General features: G+C 44.0%; 14 protein-coding genes. All 14 read right to left on the minus strand.

Going from position 1 to position 15,888, the window contains the following annotated elements; translation table 11 throughout:
- Window positions 1-37: 37 nt before the first annotated feature.
- The 14 genes from fliE to flgJ all read right to left on the minus strand — a co-directional run bounded on the left by fliE (window position 38) and on the right by flgJ (window position 15,866).
- Window positions 38-370, minus strand: coding sequence for a flagellar hook-basal body complex protein FliE (gene fliE / locus L1D21_RS09345; protein WP_239844988.1), 333 nt, complete (start codon window positions 368-370; stop codon window positions 38-40).
- A 231-nt stretch (window positions 371-601) separates the two neighbouring features.
- Complete coding sequence (locus L1D21_RS09350) at window positions 602-1,945, minus strand: sigma-54 dependent transcriptional regulator (RefSeq protein ID WP_239844989.1); 1,344 nt, start codon at window positions 1,943-1,945, stop codon at window positions 602-604.
- Window positions 1,938-3,014, minus strand: a complete 1,077-nt coding sequence (locus L1D21_RS09355) for an ATP-binding protein (protein ID WP_239844990.1) — start codon at window positions 3,012-3,014, stop codon at window positions 1,938-1,940. Before L1D21_RS09355 ends, L1D21_RS09350 begins: the two co-directional genes overlap by 8 nt.
- A gap of 240 nt (window positions 3,015-3,254) precedes the next feature.
- Window positions 3,255-4,688: a sigma-54-dependent Fis family transcriptional regulator gene (locus L1D21_RS09360; protein ID WP_275658974.1), complete on the minus strand. Its 1,434-nt coding sequence runs from the start codon at window positions 4,686-4,688 to the stop codon at window positions 3,255-3,257.
- A gap of 269 nt (window positions 4,689-4,957) precedes the next feature.
- The gene (gene fliS / locus L1D21_RS09365; RefSeq protein ID WP_239844991.1) at window positions 4,958-5,368 is read right to left on the minus strand and encodes a flagellar export chaperone FliS; all 411 of its coding nucleotides are present in this window, start codon (window positions 5,366-5,368) and stop codon (window positions 4,958-4,960) included.
- An 8-nt stretch (window positions 5,369-5,376) separates the two neighbouring features.
- Complete coding sequence (locus L1D21_RS09370) at window positions 5,377-5,709, minus strand: flagella biosynthesis chaperone for FliD, FliT (protein WP_239844992.1); 333 nt, start codon at window positions 5,707-5,709, stop codon at window positions 5,377-5,379.
- Window positions 5,710-5,785: 76 nt separating this feature from the next.
- Window positions 5,786-7,150 (minus strand): flagellar filament capping protein FliD, encoded by a 1,365-nt coding sequence (gene fliD, locus L1D21_RS09375; protein WP_239844993.1) that lies wholly within the window; start codon window positions 7,148-7,150, stop codon window positions 5,786-5,788.
- Window positions 7,151-7,202: 52 nt separating this feature from the next.
- A complete protein-coding gene (locus L1D21_RS09380; RefSeq protein WP_239844994.1) occupies window positions 7,203-7,598 on the minus strand; it encodes a flagellar protein FlaG in 396 nt (131 codons plus the stop codon).
- 213 nt (window positions 7,599-7,811) lie between these two features.
- Window positions 7,812-8,975: a flagellin gene (locus L1D21_RS09385; RefSeq protein ID WP_239844995.1), complete on the minus strand. Its 1,164-nt coding sequence runs from the start codon at window positions 8,973-8,975 to the stop codon at window positions 7,812-7,814.
- A 387-nt stretch (window positions 8,976-9,362) separates the two neighbouring features.
- Window positions 9,363-9,974, minus strand: coding sequence for a hypothetical protein (locus L1D21_RS09390; protein WP_239844996.1), 612 nt, complete (start codon window positions 9,972-9,974; stop codon window positions 9,363-9,365).
- 315 nt (window positions 9,975-10,289) lie between these two features.
- Entirely contained in the window at window positions 10,290-11,456 is a 1,167-nt protein-coding gene (locus L1D21_RS09395) for a flagellin (RefSeq protein ID WP_239844997.1), read from the minus strand.
- Between the two features lie 176 nt (window positions 11,457-11,632).
- Window positions 11,633-12,844, minus strand: coding sequence for a flagellar hook-associated protein FlgL (gene flgL, locus L1D21_RS09400; protein WP_239844998.1), 1,212 nt, complete (start codon window positions 12,842-12,844; stop codon window positions 11,633-11,635).
- A gap of 12 nt (window positions 12,845-12,856) precedes the next feature.
- Window positions 12,857-14,770 (minus strand): flagellar hook-associated protein FlgK, encoded by a 1,914-nt coding sequence (gene flgK, locus L1D21_RS09405; RefSeq protein WP_239844999.1) that lies wholly within the window; start codon window positions 14,768-14,770, stop codon window positions 12,857-12,859.
- Between the two features lie 58 nt (window positions 14,771-14,828).
- Window positions 14,829-15,866 carry a flagellar assembly peptidoglycan hydrolase FlgJ gene (flgJ, locus tag L1D21_RS09410; RefSeq protein ID WP_239845000.1) on the minus strand — a complete coding sequence of 346 codons (1,038 nt, stop codon included), beginning with the start codon at window positions 15,864-15,866 and terminating at the stop codon, window positions 14,829-14,831.
- Window positions 15,867-15,888: the final 22 nt, after the last annotated feature.

Raw genomic sequence — 15,888 nt, forward strand, 5'->3', positions numbered from 1 at the left:
CTACTCAATAGTTTATTCAATAATCTAAGCTCGCCGTTTATACCGGCATACTCATGATCTCTTTGTATGCTTCAACCAGCTTATTACGCACTTGAACGCTAGCTTCAAATGCGACGCTGGCTTTTTCCCTAGCGATAACGGTATCGGAAAGTGACACCCGAGTGTCGCCCATATCTAGGCGAGTTTGTAAATCAGAAGAGTTCGCTTGCAGAGCGTTCACACTGCCTACTGCTTGAGACAAGAGTTGCCCAAAATCACTGCCACTGGTGTTGGCAACTTGCTGAGTAATATTAGGTGAGATCGCGCCTAACTTGGCTTCGCCCGATAGCGATTGCATCTCTTGAAGTAATGAATTGGCACCTATCTGCATACTAACCTCTTGCTCGTCGTTAAATTGACGAATAATTTGCGTTAGTCTGCTTGTTGCAAAATATTTGCCAAACTAGCAAATAATTTTGCAAATTCGTTTGCCAATATTAAATTTTTCCACTATCGAACAATAAACCAACAAGCATAGCCAAGCTAAAGCTGTATAAACACGTAAAAAAGGCGAGATGCTTAGCATTTCGCCTTTTTTTATATCAAATAACAAACCACAAGCTTAAGCTGGGATTTCTATTCCAGCTTCACGCATACGCGCCATTTTATATCTCAATGTTCTGGCGCTGATCCCCAATTTCTCGGCCACCAATTTACGGCTACCATTACACAGGGATAAAGTTTCTAAGATGATTACATGCTCTTGAGCCTTTAACTCATCCCCCAAACCTTCCAATTCATTGGCTTTATTGACACTAGGCTCGGCTTCCATCACCACGTCGTGATTATCGATAATGATATCTGACGCGCTGATCTGCTCGCCAGCATGTAAAATCAACGCCCGCTGAACCACATTATCCAGTTCACGTACGTTACCTGGCCAGCGGTGGGTCAATAAACGTCGACAGGCAGACTCGTCAAATTCAGGCACTAAAGTACTGCCAGATTGACTGCTATGACGTTGCACTAAATGTCTGGCCAAAGGCAAAATATCTGCAGGACGCTGAGCCAGCGCAGGCCAAGTCAGTGGAAAGACGTTAATTCGATAATAGAGATCTTCCCGAAACTCACCTTTTTCAGCAATGGCTTTCAAGTCACGATTTGAGGTTGCCAACACTCTGACATCTAATTTAATGGTTTTACGGCCACCTAGCCTTTCAACTTCGCGCTCTTGCAATACTCGCAATAATTTCGCCTGAAGGGCTAAATCCATTTCGGAGATCTCATCGAGCAATAAGGTGCCGCCCTGAGCCTGCTCAAACTTACCAGGACAAGCCTGATAGGCGCCGGTAAAGGCCCCTTTCTCATAACCAAATAGCGTCGCTTCCAACATGTTTTCAGGAATTGCCGCGCAGTTAATGGCAACAAAAGGTTGTTCACAACGAGGACTATGCTGGTGAATATAACGTGCTAATACCTCTTTCCCCGAACCACTGGGTCCCATGATCATCACTGAGGCATCTGAATTCGCCACTTTCTGAGCTAAATTTAGCAACGCTAAACTCTTTTCATCGGCAACCACAGGTTGGTTTTCAATCAATTTAGGTTTGAGATAACGTGAAACTTGATTCAGTAACACCTCTGGGGCAAAGGGTTTGGCCAGATAATCAACCGCGCCTAATTTAATCGCGCTAACGGCATTGTCTATGGTGGCAAACGCCGTCATCAACAAGATAGGTAGTTGGCTGTAATGTTGCTGCAAGTAGTTAAGTAGTCCAAGGCCACCTATCCCTTCCATCTGTACATCACTGATCACCATGTCAAAATGATGAGACTTCAACGCCAAAATAGCCTCTTCGGCAGAGCCCACATCGACACAGTCATATTGGCCTAAAAGTAAGGTATCGACTAGTGCTTCACGTAGACAGATATCATCTTCGACCAATAAAATTTTTGCTTCAGCCATGAGCTAATGCCTCCGAAGGAACTACATTTAAGGCAGGTAACGCAAATGACGCGCGGCAACCTTCACCTTTAATACAATCGAGTTTCAAACGCCCACTGTGATTGTTTACCACAGTTTGCACCACAGCCAAGCCCAAACCTGTACCTTGCGCCTTAGTGGTAAAAAAGGGTTCAAAGACTTGCGCTTGCATTGATTTATCCAGCCCTTTGCCGTTATCAATGACCTCGAAATGGATCGCTTGCGATTGATCGTAAGCGCGAATCAGTACTTGAGTTGCGCCTGCTTCGACACTGTTAATCACCAGATTATTGATTGCCGAACTCAAGGCCGATTTATTGGCTTGAAAAGACAAGTTAGAGCTGACATCCAGCTGTAACTGACAACCTTTACGCTGAGCAATGGGCTCACAATTGGCCACCACAGCATCAACAACCTCAGTCATCTGAGCCACATCGGTAAGCTCTTGCTGTTTGCCTTTGGCCATTAGCAACATATCGTCCACTTGCTGCGACAACTCATTGAGCCTGTCGATCAACTTAGATTGGAATCTGACTCTATGTTCTTGAGTCAACTTAGGACTTGCCAAATTAGACGCATAAAGTAAGGCCGCAGACAAAGGCGTTCGCACCTGGTGAGCCAAACTAGCAACCATTTTTCCTAGGGCTGATAGACGTTGAAGATGAGAAATATTCTTTTGCAGCAAGCGAGTTTCGGTCAGATCGGTTAATACAATCAATTGCCCCGGTTCTGGCGTAAGCGGTGTTATGGCCAATTTCACTCGGCGGCCATTTTTCAGCGAAACTTCATGACCATCATCATCTTGAGGCGAAAATGCGCGATTGATTATCTGCAGCCACTTCATTCCCATCAAAGGCTGACCTAAAAGCTGTAACGCCACAGGGTTAGCCTGAGTCACAATGCCATCCCCATTAATAATCACCACACCAGAAGGCATAGCTTGCAAAATATGCTCCATGGTATTTGACATAGCATCGTTAGCCACTACACAGGAGTTCAATTCTGGTGTCGAAGTTAACTGCTCATAAGGTATTTGGGGGTTAGCGGACATTGCCACTCCGTCAATAAATTGCTGCTAACCGAGTGAATGCAGATTCTATGCCAAAAAATGCACAGCAATAACCTATTGAAACTATAAAATTTAAAGCCTTTTTATGATTTAAACGATAAACCTAACCCTAAGAACAAACAGTAAAACTAACACTCAATTTTAGACATAAAAAAGACCCAATTAAGGGCCTTTAGTTCAGTGCGGGTTTAATAGCAATCAATATAGATACAAAGCCCGATATTACTCTTTGCTCATGCCATATTTACGCATTTTTTCCACCAAGGTGGTACGGCGAATACCTAGCATTTCAGCCGCCCTGGCAACCACGTTATCTTGTTGATCCAATGCTTGGCGGATCATATCGATTTCAAGCTCGGCAAGCAGATCTTTAAGGTTAACCCCTTCTGGTGGCAACTCGCTGGGGAAGCGCCCCTCAGGAATATCGACTTCAATATCATCACTGAAAATAGATGCTAGGGCATCACGCTCCAGCTCCTCTTCACTGACTTGAATTTGATATTCAGGCACATCGATATGACGATACTTCATCGGCAGATCGTTTACATCTACTAACCCACCGGGATAAAGAATGGTTAAACGCTCAACTAAGTTGGATAACTCACGTACGTTACCTGACCAGCAATGCTCTTTTAACGACTCTATCGCTCTTTGAGTGAAGCGCACCTTACCGCGGCCTTCGTTGAACACCCGGCTCACCAACTCTTGTAGTAGCAGCGGAATATCATCACAACGCTCTTGTAGAGACGGCATTTCTACGGGGAACACATTAAGGCGATAGAACAAATCTTCCCTGAATTCACCTTCGGCAATCATGGTTTCCAAATTTCTATGGGTTGCGGCAACCACACGCACATTAGTACTAATAGGTTTGCTACCACCTACTCGCTCAAATACGCGCTCTTGCAAAACTCGCAGCAATTTGACTTGCATCTGCAATGGCATATCACCAATTTCATCGAGGAAAAGGGTTCCACCTTCGGCAAGTTCAAAACGTCCTTTACGAGCACTGATCGCACCGGTAAACGAGCCTTTTTCATGACCAAATAGCTCACTTTCCAGCAATTCGGCAGGAATAGCACCACAGTTAACAGGAATAAAAGGACCACTACGGCGCTCAGACATGTAATGAATATTACGTGCAACCACCTCTTTACCGGTTCCCGATTGACCGAGAATCAATACTGTCGCATCTGAAGGTGACACCTGGTTAATCAAATGACGAACATGGGCGATCCCTTCACTGCGTCCGACCAGACTTCTGAATAGTTTGGTTTGATTACCACTGGTAGGAACTTCAGGACGCTTAGCATGCACAAAAACTTGGCAAAAATGCAGTAGCTCAGTTAACTGAGGATAATTAAGCGGCTCTTCAATGCAACCTAGAATATTAGACGCAGAAACTTCACCAGTTTGACCCAGTAACAGAATCGGTTGCCAAGGTAACGACGTAGCAATAGATTGCAATAGCTCTTTTGATTGAGACTCTTGGGCAATAACGAGTGCCCTAAATCGTGTTTTCGATACGCGTGACTCAAGTTTATCAACGGCAAGCAGTTCAACTTGTTCACCTAGAAACTCAAAAACACACGATAAGCGATTGACTCGTTCGGATTGGTTACCGACGATCAGAATTCGTTGATCTGTATGCATCATTTAAGAAAGCCGTAAAGCAAAGCGCTCAGTGTTAATTAGCATTAATTATTAGTGTTAGTTGCTCGAGAAAGCGAGGCAATCAAGCCATAACAGCGGCAAAATAATTACCAGTGAAGAATAGTGTATTATCGGCAACACATTAGCAAGTGGCAGATTCACTTTCTGACGAACTCATTTAACTTTAGCCTAAATATTCAACACATCACAGGTCAAACGCCAATCGCTTGACGTCTGACAAAAATCACTGCGTGAAATTTAATCAAAAACGATTAACCCACTGCAACAGGTGACGCAATATGGTGTTGCTCTTGAGGTATTGAGTCCCAACCTTCCTTGATAGTTTTTAGAATAGCAGTAACGTCATCAATAGCTTGGGCGTCATTATTAGCATTGGCTTCAGACATGCGTACTAACATATAGTCATATAGATGAGTCAGGTTGTTGGCGACCTCTGCTTCCGCTTCCATGTTGAGGCTGCTGTTTAATCCATTAACAATGCCTATCGCCTTACCCATTAATTCACCACGCAGTGCAATATTACCCTGCTCAATGGCACACTTGGCCTGAGCTAAACGCTCAATCGCTCCGGCAAGTAGCATTTGAATCACACGATGTGGCGAAGCTACGGCCAAATCGCTTTCTACTGAGACTTTACGATATGATTGCATTGAACCACGCATATATATTCCTACCTATTTGATTCTATTGCTTTATAAGCACTTATTTGGCGATTAGTGTTTTTATTGCCTTGTATTCGTGTTTGGCACTCGGCCATCACTTTACTTGCCTGCGTCATGATTTGCTGTGTGAGATGCTGCTGCTTCAAAAGAAAATCGGCATCGGTAAACTCATCATCAATGACTAAGGCTTGCAAACACGTTTCACGCTGGTCAATAAAAGTCTGCAATTCTGATACCAATAAAGCTGACTCTTCGTCATCTGGTATCAATTTATCAATTTTTTCCAAAACTAACAGAATGTTATTATTCACATCAGCTAGTTGTTCAATGATATTTTGCAAAACACCCTCTCTTATTACCGACCCACAACAACAAGGACTGCCAATATTTCGACTTTAAGTGCTAACAGATCGATTATTATTCTTTAACCATACCGGGTAATGAATCTAAGCGACTGAGCAACATACTCGATTGTGTATTCAAACTACCGATGATCGAATCCATGGCATTAAACTGTTTATATAGGCGATCACTCAGGGCCTGCATTCTTTCATTGAGCTTAACCCGGCTATCATCGAGGCGCGATAATTGCTCATCCAAAGTTGCATCGCGACTATCTAAAATGCCACCGGTTTGAGTGTATGTGTCCACCATGCTGCTCATCTTAGCTGCAAGCCCGGTATCTTCAGCAGAAAATAGCTCTGAGATGGCAGTTTGATTATTTTCAATCGCCTCGGATAACTTATCAGAATCCACTTCAAGCAAGCCTTCACGAGTTGTTGTCACGCCGAAATTTGCCAACATCTGACTGCCTTCGGAAGTATCGAAACTGTTTGAAACCATGCTTCTCAGTTGGTTTTGGATACTACGCGGTAAACTATCACCCTGCAAAACACCAGCAGCTTTAGTATCGGCATCATAGCTGGTGAGGTTTTGTATGGTGCCCATCAAGCTATTGTATGACTCGACAAACTCTTCGATAGCCGTTTTTGTGGTATCACTATCTTGGCTAACCGTTACAGTGGTGGTTTGATTGATATCGGCATCTTTAAGAGTAAGAGATACGCCTGTGATCACTTCATTCATGTCATTGGACTGAGACACGACTTTGACACCATCAATATAAGCAATGGCATTTTTAGCCGGCGTCAGCTCTGTCATAGTAAAGGTGTCACTAAGACCAGTACCAGCGCCAGTATCGGTTGCGGTAACCGAGATGAGATTATCTTCACCGGTATTTTTTGAGCCTAATACCAATTGTGGACCCGCCTCCCCATTGACTATAGTGGCGGTCACATCGGTGTTATCTTCAGCATCATTGATTTTTTGCATAATGTCGGTAAGCGAATCGGTAGCCGACACATCAATATCAAAAGCAGTACCAGAGCCTACGGCGATAGACAAACTGCCCTCACCAATAGCAGATGTGACATCGGCAGCAATAGCCGACCCCACTTTCTGGCTTTGAGCTAATTGTTCCACTTTGACCTGATAGCTACCCGAAACTGCTGTCTTATCGACTGTCGCGCTAAGGTAGTCTTTAGTGGACGTCGAGACTTTCTGGCTACCAAAAGTGTCAGCTTTACCCAAGGTTTCGAGTTTGCTATAAAACTCGTCCATCGCGCTTTTTAAGGCACCAATACCCGAAATTTTGGCATTAATTGCACCTTCGTTAACATCAAAGCGGGCAATTTTTGCCGCACTTTCAGCATCGACCATAGCGGTCACAATACCGCCAATATCGATACCCGACGAAATACCTACAGATGTAATTGTGCCCATAACAACCTCAATTTACTTAATTCACTCACGGGTTCACGGCTAAAAACTGTCTTTAAACTTGGGTTTTCATTAACAGGCCCGTGACTTCATTTAATTTTTTTGCAATTTCTAAGGCTTCTTCATTAGGGATCTGGCGAATCAAATCTCCGGTTAAAACATCAATCACTTTAACCACTTGCTCACCGGATTCTTCATCCACTTTAAAAGCTAGCCCTTTTTGAATCAGGTTCATGCTCGATGCAATATCATCTACAGCATGCAGCAATTCATCACTATCGACTTGGCTTGCCTGATTCACTTTTTCATCGCTACGGTCGGTATCAGAACTATTCTGAACCGCCTTAACTGCCACCGCTGAATTGGCAATGGCTAACTGTTTATCAGCTAACCTTGCTCCCCCATCCCTACTCAACGCGGTCACCGAACCATTTGCAATATTTACGTCCATGACTTACCTCTGCAAATCTTCATAAAAAAACAAAGCAAATTACATACCAAAAAATAAAACAACGCGGTTAATTGCTAGCTGTATCATCACTTGGGTTATTTATTGCTCACTCATCACTCAAACTTAGAACTCAACTCAACCAAACTAGAAACAATAAAGGGAGAATCGTTACCGACTCTCCCTATCATTGCCACTCTTGTTCGCTTATGCCACTTATAGAAGAGACAACGCAGTTTGTGGGATTTGGTTAGCTTGTGCCAACATTGCAGATGACGTTTGCGAAAGGATCTGCTGCTTAGTTAGCTCGGCAGTTTCTTTCGCGAAGTCAACATCTTGAATACGGCTACGAGCATCAGTTACGTTAGACTGAATGTTGTTCAAGTTGTTGATAGTGAAGCTCATACGGTTTTGAACTGCACCTAAGTCTGCACGCTGGTTATCGATATCAGCAATAGCGGCATCAATAACATTCAAAGCATTTTGAGAACCTTCAACGCTTGTGATATCAATATCACTCACAGTAACCACTTGAGAATCATCAGCACCTGTTATCATAGCTGTTGTAGCAATTGGTGTACCTGTTGTTTCTGCAAGAGTAGTACCGTTAGTACCAATCCCTTTGAATTCAATGCCAGTACCTGCGGCATCAACTTGTGCGAAGACACCAGTAGAGGCTGAAGCACCATTTAAGGTGTTATTGATCTCTTCAACAACGCTTGCAACATCAGTCGTTTTACTGAAGTTTGCAGTTAATACTTCATCATCACCAGCGGCGTTGGTATAGGTGAATTCCATATCTGTATCAACACCAATAAGCGCTGTAGTCGCTGCAGCATCGATCGCACCAGCTACTGTAGTACCTGATTTTTCTAAAGACTCAGCAGACACATTACCTAGAGTTAACGAAATGGTTTCGTTAGCGTTCGCACCAACTTGGAAAGACTGAGTACCATAGTTACCATTAAGTAGCTTTTGGCCACCGAAAGCTGTGGTGTCGGCAATACGGGTTAACTCAGTTTGTAGTGCGTTAACTTCTTTTTGCATTGCTGCACGATCATCAGCAGAGTTTGAACCGTTTGCAGACTGTAGTGACAAGTCACGCATACGTTGCAAAATGTTAGTCGACTCTTGCATTGCGCCTTCGGCAGTTTGTGCGATAGAGATACCGTCGTTAGCGTTACGTGCTGCAACACCTAGACCGTTAACTTGGCTGCTTAGACGGTTAGAGATCTGTAGACCTGCCGCATCATCTTTAGCGCTGTTGATACGAAGACCAGAAGATAGACGCTCCATCGAAGTCTTAAGACTGTTACTGGCACCATTTAAGTTGTTTTGTGCCTTCATCGATGTGACGTTAGTGTTTACTGAAATAGCCATAATTTGTTGCCCTCAACCTAACTTTAATAGTGCCTGTCCATTCAGTCAGGCGGAATTTATTTTCTACAAACACTGTAACGGCAAGGGCAAAAGGAACTTTAGGAAAAATTATAAAAATCAGGCTAAAAATTAACTTAGACAATCAAGTTTAAAATAAAAGCGAATAAAAACAACAACTTAAATATAATCCTCATAAAAAATCAAAAACAGACTAAAACATTTACTCCTGATATTTTGATTTACCAACAAGTTAACAAAACCAAATAAAGCACAAACAAAAATGCCTCTCATTGATAAATCTAAGAGGCATTTACAAGGGATAGTACCCAATTGCAGATAATAAGAGTGTCAACAGTAGCCCACTAGCACGACTTTCTAACTCTTTAATTAATTTAAAACAATACCGCCATTATAATTAAAGGTACGAGTATCATTATCTTCACCGGTTAATCTTCCTCCACCATGGTTACTATCAAACATCCCCGCGCTGACATCGTATTGGAAAGTGGATATAGTTTCTCCATAAAATACTGCAGAGTCTGGCTCATCAGCGATGAAGTTTGATTTAGTCATAGTTACACCATAAACAGAAGGTGCTGTACTACCTGCGGGCGGTGTAAATGGTGATAAAGTCACATAATGGCCATCGGTGAAAAGATCGACTTTAAATTCCTTATCACCAGATTTAATCTCGATATAATCATCACTAGTGACTTTCCAGTTGCTACCATCAGCAACAACTTTGATTTTGCCTTCAATCGACGAACTACCTGCGTCACATTCATTGCCAACATCACAAGCGATCGCTTCTTCTGAAATAAGCTTTAAACTTAAAACCACCATCTCTGCCGCAGTAGTAGCTTCACCGTCATCGTTTACATCGATACCCGCATTATCTACAATAAAATCTTCAACATCATCAGAGCCACAACCCGCTAAGGCACCAAGTACAATAGCCGCTACAACCGTTTTTGAAAGCGTGTTTGAAAATGTCTTCATATTATTACCTTCCTTTATGTAAAGTACCGAGATCGCTACTTTTTATGGTTCACTAACTAGATAAACATAGCAGATTTACAAAATTTCAACAGCGAAATATAACAATTGTTACAACACTGAAGAATATCAATCTAACCCTGACACTTTTATGACAATCAATGTGTTACAAGTCATTATGGTCGCATAACTTATCTGTGCTTGGGGCTTGGGGCTTGGGGCTTGGGGTTCGAGGATTGTGGTTCGGGGCTTGGTTATAGGTATAAAAAATGCCAATCAGTTAGCTGACTGGCATTTTCATTTTAACAACTCAGACTATTAGCCTAGAAGCGATAACGCTGTTTGTGGCAACTGGTTAGCTTGTGCCAACATTGCTGAAGAGGTTTGCGAAAGGATCTGCTGCTTAGTTAATTCAGCAGTTTCTTTCGCAAAGTCAACATCTTGAATACGGCTACGAGCATCAGTCGCATTAGACTGAATGTTGTTTAGGTTGTTGATAGTAAAACTCATACGGTTTTGAACTGCACCTAAATCAGCACGTTGGCTGTCGATGTTCGCAATTGCAGAATCGATAATGGTGATCGCGTTTTGTGAACCCGCATAGCTACTGATATCTATATCGCTCACTTTAGAGGTCGCGTTAGCAGAATCATCACCACCTAAAGCAAATGCAGTCGCAGGTGCTGCCGCTTCAGTTAAAACTAGAGTGTCACCATTGTTTGCGATCCCTTTCATCGAGAAACCGGTACCCGCAGCATCTAGCTCAGCAAATACACCTGTTGGCTTAGAAGCACCGTTTAGGGCATTGTTAATAGCATCTACTGCGCCAGCTGCATCTGTCACTTTAGAAAAGTCAACATCTAGGGTTTCAACACTGCCGCCATCGGCCGTGTAAGCAAATGAGTATGTAGTATCAGCAATTACGGCCGTGGTTTCAGCCGCTGTATAAGTCCCCACTACGGTTTGACCTTCTTTACCGATTGTCTCAGCTGAAACATCGCCTAAGGTTAAAGAGATAGTTTCGTTAGCGTTAGCACCAACCTGGAAAGATTGAGTGCCATAGTTACCATTGAGTAGCTTTTGACCACCGAAAGAGGTGGTATCAGCGATACGAGTCAGTTCAGTTTGTAGTGCTGATAGCTCTTTTTGCATCGCCGCGCGGTCTTCGGTTGAATTTGAACCGTTAGCCGACTGTAATGATAAGTCACGCATACGCTGCAAAATGTTAGTCGACTCTTGCATCGCACCTTCAGCAGTTTGAGCGATAGAGATACCATCGTTGGCGTTACGAGCCGCAACACCTAGGCCACCAATCTGGCTGGTTAGACGGTTAGCGATTTGTAGACCCGCTGCATCATCTTTTGCGCTGTTAATGCGCAAACCTGACGATAGACGCTCCATCGATGTTTGTAGATTGTTGTTGGCACCATTTAGGTTGTTCTGTGCCTTCATCGACGTGACGTTAGTATTAACGGTAATAGCCATGTTACTTCCTCTCTTCGTAGTAGCATTGCCAAGACTCAGAGCTTGGCTAAATGGGTTAATAGAGTGTTCGGATCGCGATTCGATTTATTCAAAACGATGACGGACAACTTCTCTTAAACAATATATTTTTCGTTGTTATCAATTTCTCTCGGTCTGGCTGAAGCCATTACTCTAAGTTAGAGATAATCAAACAAACTGGTCGAGCCAACTTTACTGAACACACTAGAAACCGCATTCAGTGCCACCTGCTGTTTCTCGAGTTCAGTAATCGCTTCAGCCAAATCCAAATCTTCTAACATCGATAATGCTGAGGTATTAATCAGCTTTTCATCGGTGTGAGCAGATTGGTATTTATCGATCTGTTTAAGATCATTACCGGCAACTCCACGATTGCTGTCTATCTGTTTGGCACTGCTGTCAATCTGATTCAAAAGCTGTGCCAATTGTGAATCCCCCTGAGGCGAATTTATCGTCGAGGGGTCATTTAACAGCGTGATTATCTGATTTATGGTGTCAAATACATCCACTTCTGACTGAGGTGACATAGTAAAAGAGTCCCCTGGCTGCGGCGTGCCTTCAATAGTGACTTCTATGCCATTAAAGCTAACTGGTGAAGCACTGTCGTAATTCGTGAATGTTTGAACATTAGAAGCTGAATCAACCACTTGTAAGTCGATGCCACCCGTTCCATTATCGACAAAATTGAAAGTATATTGCTCTGGGCTCAAGGCTACATGACTCCCAGAGTCAGTGATTTTGGCGCTTGATATATAGATATCACCGCTTTGACCTGGCAGATAATTGACACCAAAATCACCTAATGGATTAGGCGTCTTTAAAAAAACCTTGTCACCCGGAAAATTCGTGCCGACGGTAACACCTGAGGCCACTATCGATTGCCTCACCCCTGTGTCACCGTTGTAAATCACCTGACCCGACGAATCTAAGGTAAAGGGCTGAGAACCGGTTTTATTGCCAGCAAAAATATAATTACCAGATTCATCCTGAGAATTAGCCACTTTCAGCAGCGCTTCGAGGTTTGATTGAATATCATTGGCAATGGATTGCCGATCGCTGCTATCCATTGCACCATTCATTGCCGACAATAATTGATCTTTCATCGTCGTCACCAATGAATGGGCACTGCCTAGTTCGCTTTCAGCAAGTGATAAGCGATAGGTGGCGTAGTCGATATTCTTAATGAATTGATCGACAAGTTCATTTTTCTTATTCAAATTGTCGATGCCTATCGCAGCCACAGGATCATCACCCGCGGTATTGACTCGCTTACCGCTGGCAATTTGCTCCATCACCTTAGACGTCGCGCTTTGTTTATCTAATACTTGGCTAAGATTTTGGTGATACATCTGCGCCGTTGAGATCCGCATATTGATTTACTCCTATCTCACCGAACTAAATAAGGTGTCAAAAATCTCACTGGCCGTGGTCATGATACGGGCAGAGGCCTGATATGATTGTTGAAAGCGCAATAGATTAGCCGCCTCTTCATCTAAGTTAACGCCCGACTCACTTTGAACTCGATTGTAAGCCTGAGAGTAGATAGCCGAAGCTGAACTGAGTGCTACCTCGGCACTCTTAGTCTTGCTGCCAACCTCAAGCTTTGTGTTCTCATATACATCACTTAAGGTTGAGCTACCGCCCACCATGATTTTGGCTTCATTGAGTTGCGCCATAGCCACGGCATTGCTGTTGTCACCCTCGGCGAAGGTCAGATCGAAAGTAAAGCGCTCAGCCGTGGCGGGTGCACTGCTGTCAACATCGAAGCTGATACCAAAGGCATCAACGGTCGGCGGCGTATAACTGCCGGTACCTAGAGAAGCACCTGTAGCATCGAAGGCTTCATAACTATTGGTTGAGGTATCGAGTTGAAACGTAATTTGTGAACCCACACCAACAAATCCGCCATGGTTCGGATCCATGCTGTTTAGCTTTATCGAAGTGTTACCCGAATTAGTCGCATCGGCACTGATGCTCGGACCCGCTGCCGCCAATCCTTTGGGATCGCTCATAACCACTTTGATACCAGCTGCAGCGCCTGAGGTCGGACGGATTTCAAATTTATCGCCCGCCGCCATCGCACCGGCATCGATATTAATACTAAAGCCATCACCACCCGTTAACTGCGAACCATTTAAGGTTAATGGTGTAACTTGACCCGTCTGTTTATCTTTAAGTTCATAGGTGCCCGCTGCCGTATAGCTCAGCTCATAGTTGCTGCCCGTTAGCGCGCCAACATCATCGATATTGACACTCAATCCCGCATCACCGCTGTTTTTAGCGTAGGCACCAACACGACCAACCGACATCAATGGGTCGTTGATATCCAAAAACAGATCGCTGCCTACATTACCGTTTAGGTCAAAGCCTTGAGACTGTGCCTTATTGAAACTATCGGCAATGCCCAGCGCCAGCTGACTCACTTCTAATTGAGCCGGAGTTAGTGTTTCATCACGGAACGTAAACAGAGCACCAAGACTGCCACCCAGCTTTGACGGATCCATCTTAAGGTTCTGATTACCTGTACTGGCCGTAATACCAATCTCGCCAGGATAAGGATCGCCGGTGGTCGAGCCCATTTGCATTGAGACCTCGCCCGATACCAACATGACCGAGCCGCCAAGCATGATACTTTTAGCCCCTGAATCGAGAGGAATAACATTCACTTCGGCGTATTGGCTCAGCTCTTGAATTAAGGCATCTTGCTTATCCAACAACTCATAGTTATCACCTTGAGACTTCATTAGCTCTTGGTTAACCGTACCTAACTGCTGACTAATATCATTGATTCTATCGGTGATCGCCGCTATCTGATCGTTAGTCTGTTTCATCTGACTGTTAAGATGCGACTGCATCTGATTCAGTGAAGTGGCAAGCTGAGCCGCATTACCCAATACGCCGTTACGTACACCAATATCACCGGTTAAATCGGCAAGACTATTAATGCCCGAGAACAACTGAGCCAGGCTATCTGGCACCGCTTTACCAATCTGAGAAAACAATTGATCCAGTTCACTCATCTTAGTTTGTGTAGTTTGTGCCTCACTGAAAGCCGTTTGACCTATGCGCAGCTCACGCGCGGCATAATCGTTATAGATGCGTTTAACATCGGAAATATAGGTGCCCGAACCATAAAAATTACCATCAAGTCGCTGCGCGCCCAGTGTTGATTGCTCCGCAACCTGACGGTGATAACCTACGGTATTAGCATTAGCGATGTTATTACTGGTTACCGCAAGCTGTGACTGAGAGGCCATCACACCACTTCGGGCAATATTTAGAATGTCCATCGACATTAACGCATACCTCTTAATTGAATTGGGCTAGCTGGCTCTATATAACAAGGGATAAAAATCATTGAGACACTCCTGACAATGCAGAGCCAAAATCTTGAGTCAGCGATTGCATGACTTTCATCACTTTGTCGGCGTAGTTCGGATCGGTCGCGTAACCAGCCTGTTGCAGACCTTTGATGAAACGACTTGGGTCTGCCGCTTGTTTTAATGCATCTTGATAACGCGGCCCTTCAGAAATAAATGATACGAAATCATCGAAACTCTGTTTAAGGTCGTCATAGACTCTAAAATCGGCGCGCTGTTTAACCGCAACGCCTTGTTCAAACTCGAGAGTACTGACTCCAGCCTTATCGCCTTGCCAGCGTCTATCAGCCTTGATATTAAACAGGTTATTACTCGACTCGCCATTGCCTTGACGCACCATTTTTTGTCCCCAGCCGGTTTCTAGTGCCGACTGAGCAATCAATACTTCGGGTGTGGTGCCTAAAGACTCTGCCGCATCGACAGCATAGGGATAAAGGGTTTGTACAAATTCCTCGCGGCTATCAAAGCCCATTTTGGGTGCCTGTGATGGCAATACTTTGCCGCTAACCACAGCGTCAATCACGTCGGTAAACACTGGTGTCGGCTCAGAAGATGAGACCTTTAAAGCAGACAAACTCGCTAGCACACCCTTGTGATTAGCTAGGTTTGAGTGCGTATTAGTCGCTGAGTTGTCATTATTTGAATTGGCGGCAACGACTTGACTCATACCGCCACGTAATACTGAAGCAGGCGTCATTGAGCTGTGTTGTGGATCGAGCTGCTGCACCATCAAATCAGCTAAACCCAGCATGCCCTTGTCAGACAAGTTGACCGACATCTGTTGGTCGTGCATCTGCTCATAAAACTTGGTGTATTGACTGTTCATCGGACTGTCAGACTCAAACACCGCATTGGCATCGCGCATACTTTTCATCAGCATCTGTACAAAGATCCCCTCAAACTGTTGAGCGACCTCTTTAAGCGCTGCTTTATCATCTTTTTGCGCTTTAGCCCGCAGGGAATCTAGTCCCCCGAGGTCTAGAAAGTGCGATGAATTTGACAGCTTTTCCATGTTCAGTCCTGATAAATCGTAT

This window comes from Shewanella sp. Isolate11 (assembly GCF_022398315.1).
Lineage (GTDB): Bacteria > Pseudomonadota > Gammaproteobacteria > Enterobacterales > Shewanellaceae > Shewanella.

Coding starts and splice junctions, on each gene's coding strand:
- L1D21_RS09350 (WP_239844989.1), bottom strand. CDS start 1,945: ATGGCTGAAGCAAAAATTTTATTGGTCGAAGATGATATCTGTCTACGT.
- L1D21_RS09380 (WP_239844994.1), bottom strand. CDS start 7,598: ATGGACGTAAATATTGCAAATGGTTCGGTGACCGCGTTGAGTAGGGAT.
- L1D21_RS09360 (WP_275658974.1), bottom strand. CDS start 4,688: ATGATGCATACAGATCAACGAATTCTGATCGTCGGTAACCAATCCGAA.
- L1D21_RS09395 (WP_239844997.1), bottom strand. CDS start 11,456: ATGGCTATTACCGTTAATACTAACGTCACGTCGATGAAGGCACAGAAC.
- L1D21_RS09355 (WP_239844990.1), bottom strand. CDS start 3,014: ATGTCCGCTAACCCCCAAATACCTTATGAGCAGTTAACTTCGACACCA.
- flgK (WP_239844999.1), bottom strand. CDS start 14,770: ATGTCGATGGACATTCTAAATATTGCCCGAAGTGGTGTGATGGCCTCT.
- fliE (WP_239844988.1), bottom strand. CDS start 370: ATGCAGATAGGTGCCAATTCATTACTTCAAGAGATGCAATCGCTATCG.
- flgJ (WP_239845000.1), bottom strand. CDS start 15,866: ATGGAAAAGCTGTCAAATTCATCGCACTTTCTAGACCTCGGGGGACTA.
- fliS (WP_239844991.1), bottom strand. CDS start 5,368: ATGCGTGGTTCAATGCAATCATATCGTAAAGTCTCAGTAGAAAGCGAT.
- flgL (WP_239844998.1), bottom strand. CDS start 12,844: ATGCGGATCTCAACGGCGCAGATGTATCACCAAAATCTTAGCCAAGTA.
- fliD (WP_239844993.1), bottom strand. CDS start 7,150: ATGGGCACAATTACATCTGTAGGTATTTCGTCGGGTATCGATATTGGC.
- L1D21_RS09390 (WP_239844996.1), bottom strand. CDS start 9,974: ATGAAGACATTTTCAAACACGCTTTCAAAAACGGTTGTAGCGGCTATT.
- L1D21_RS09385 (WP_239844995.1), bottom strand. CDS start 8,975: ATGGCTATTTCAGTAAACACTAACGTCACATCGATGAAGGCACAAAAC.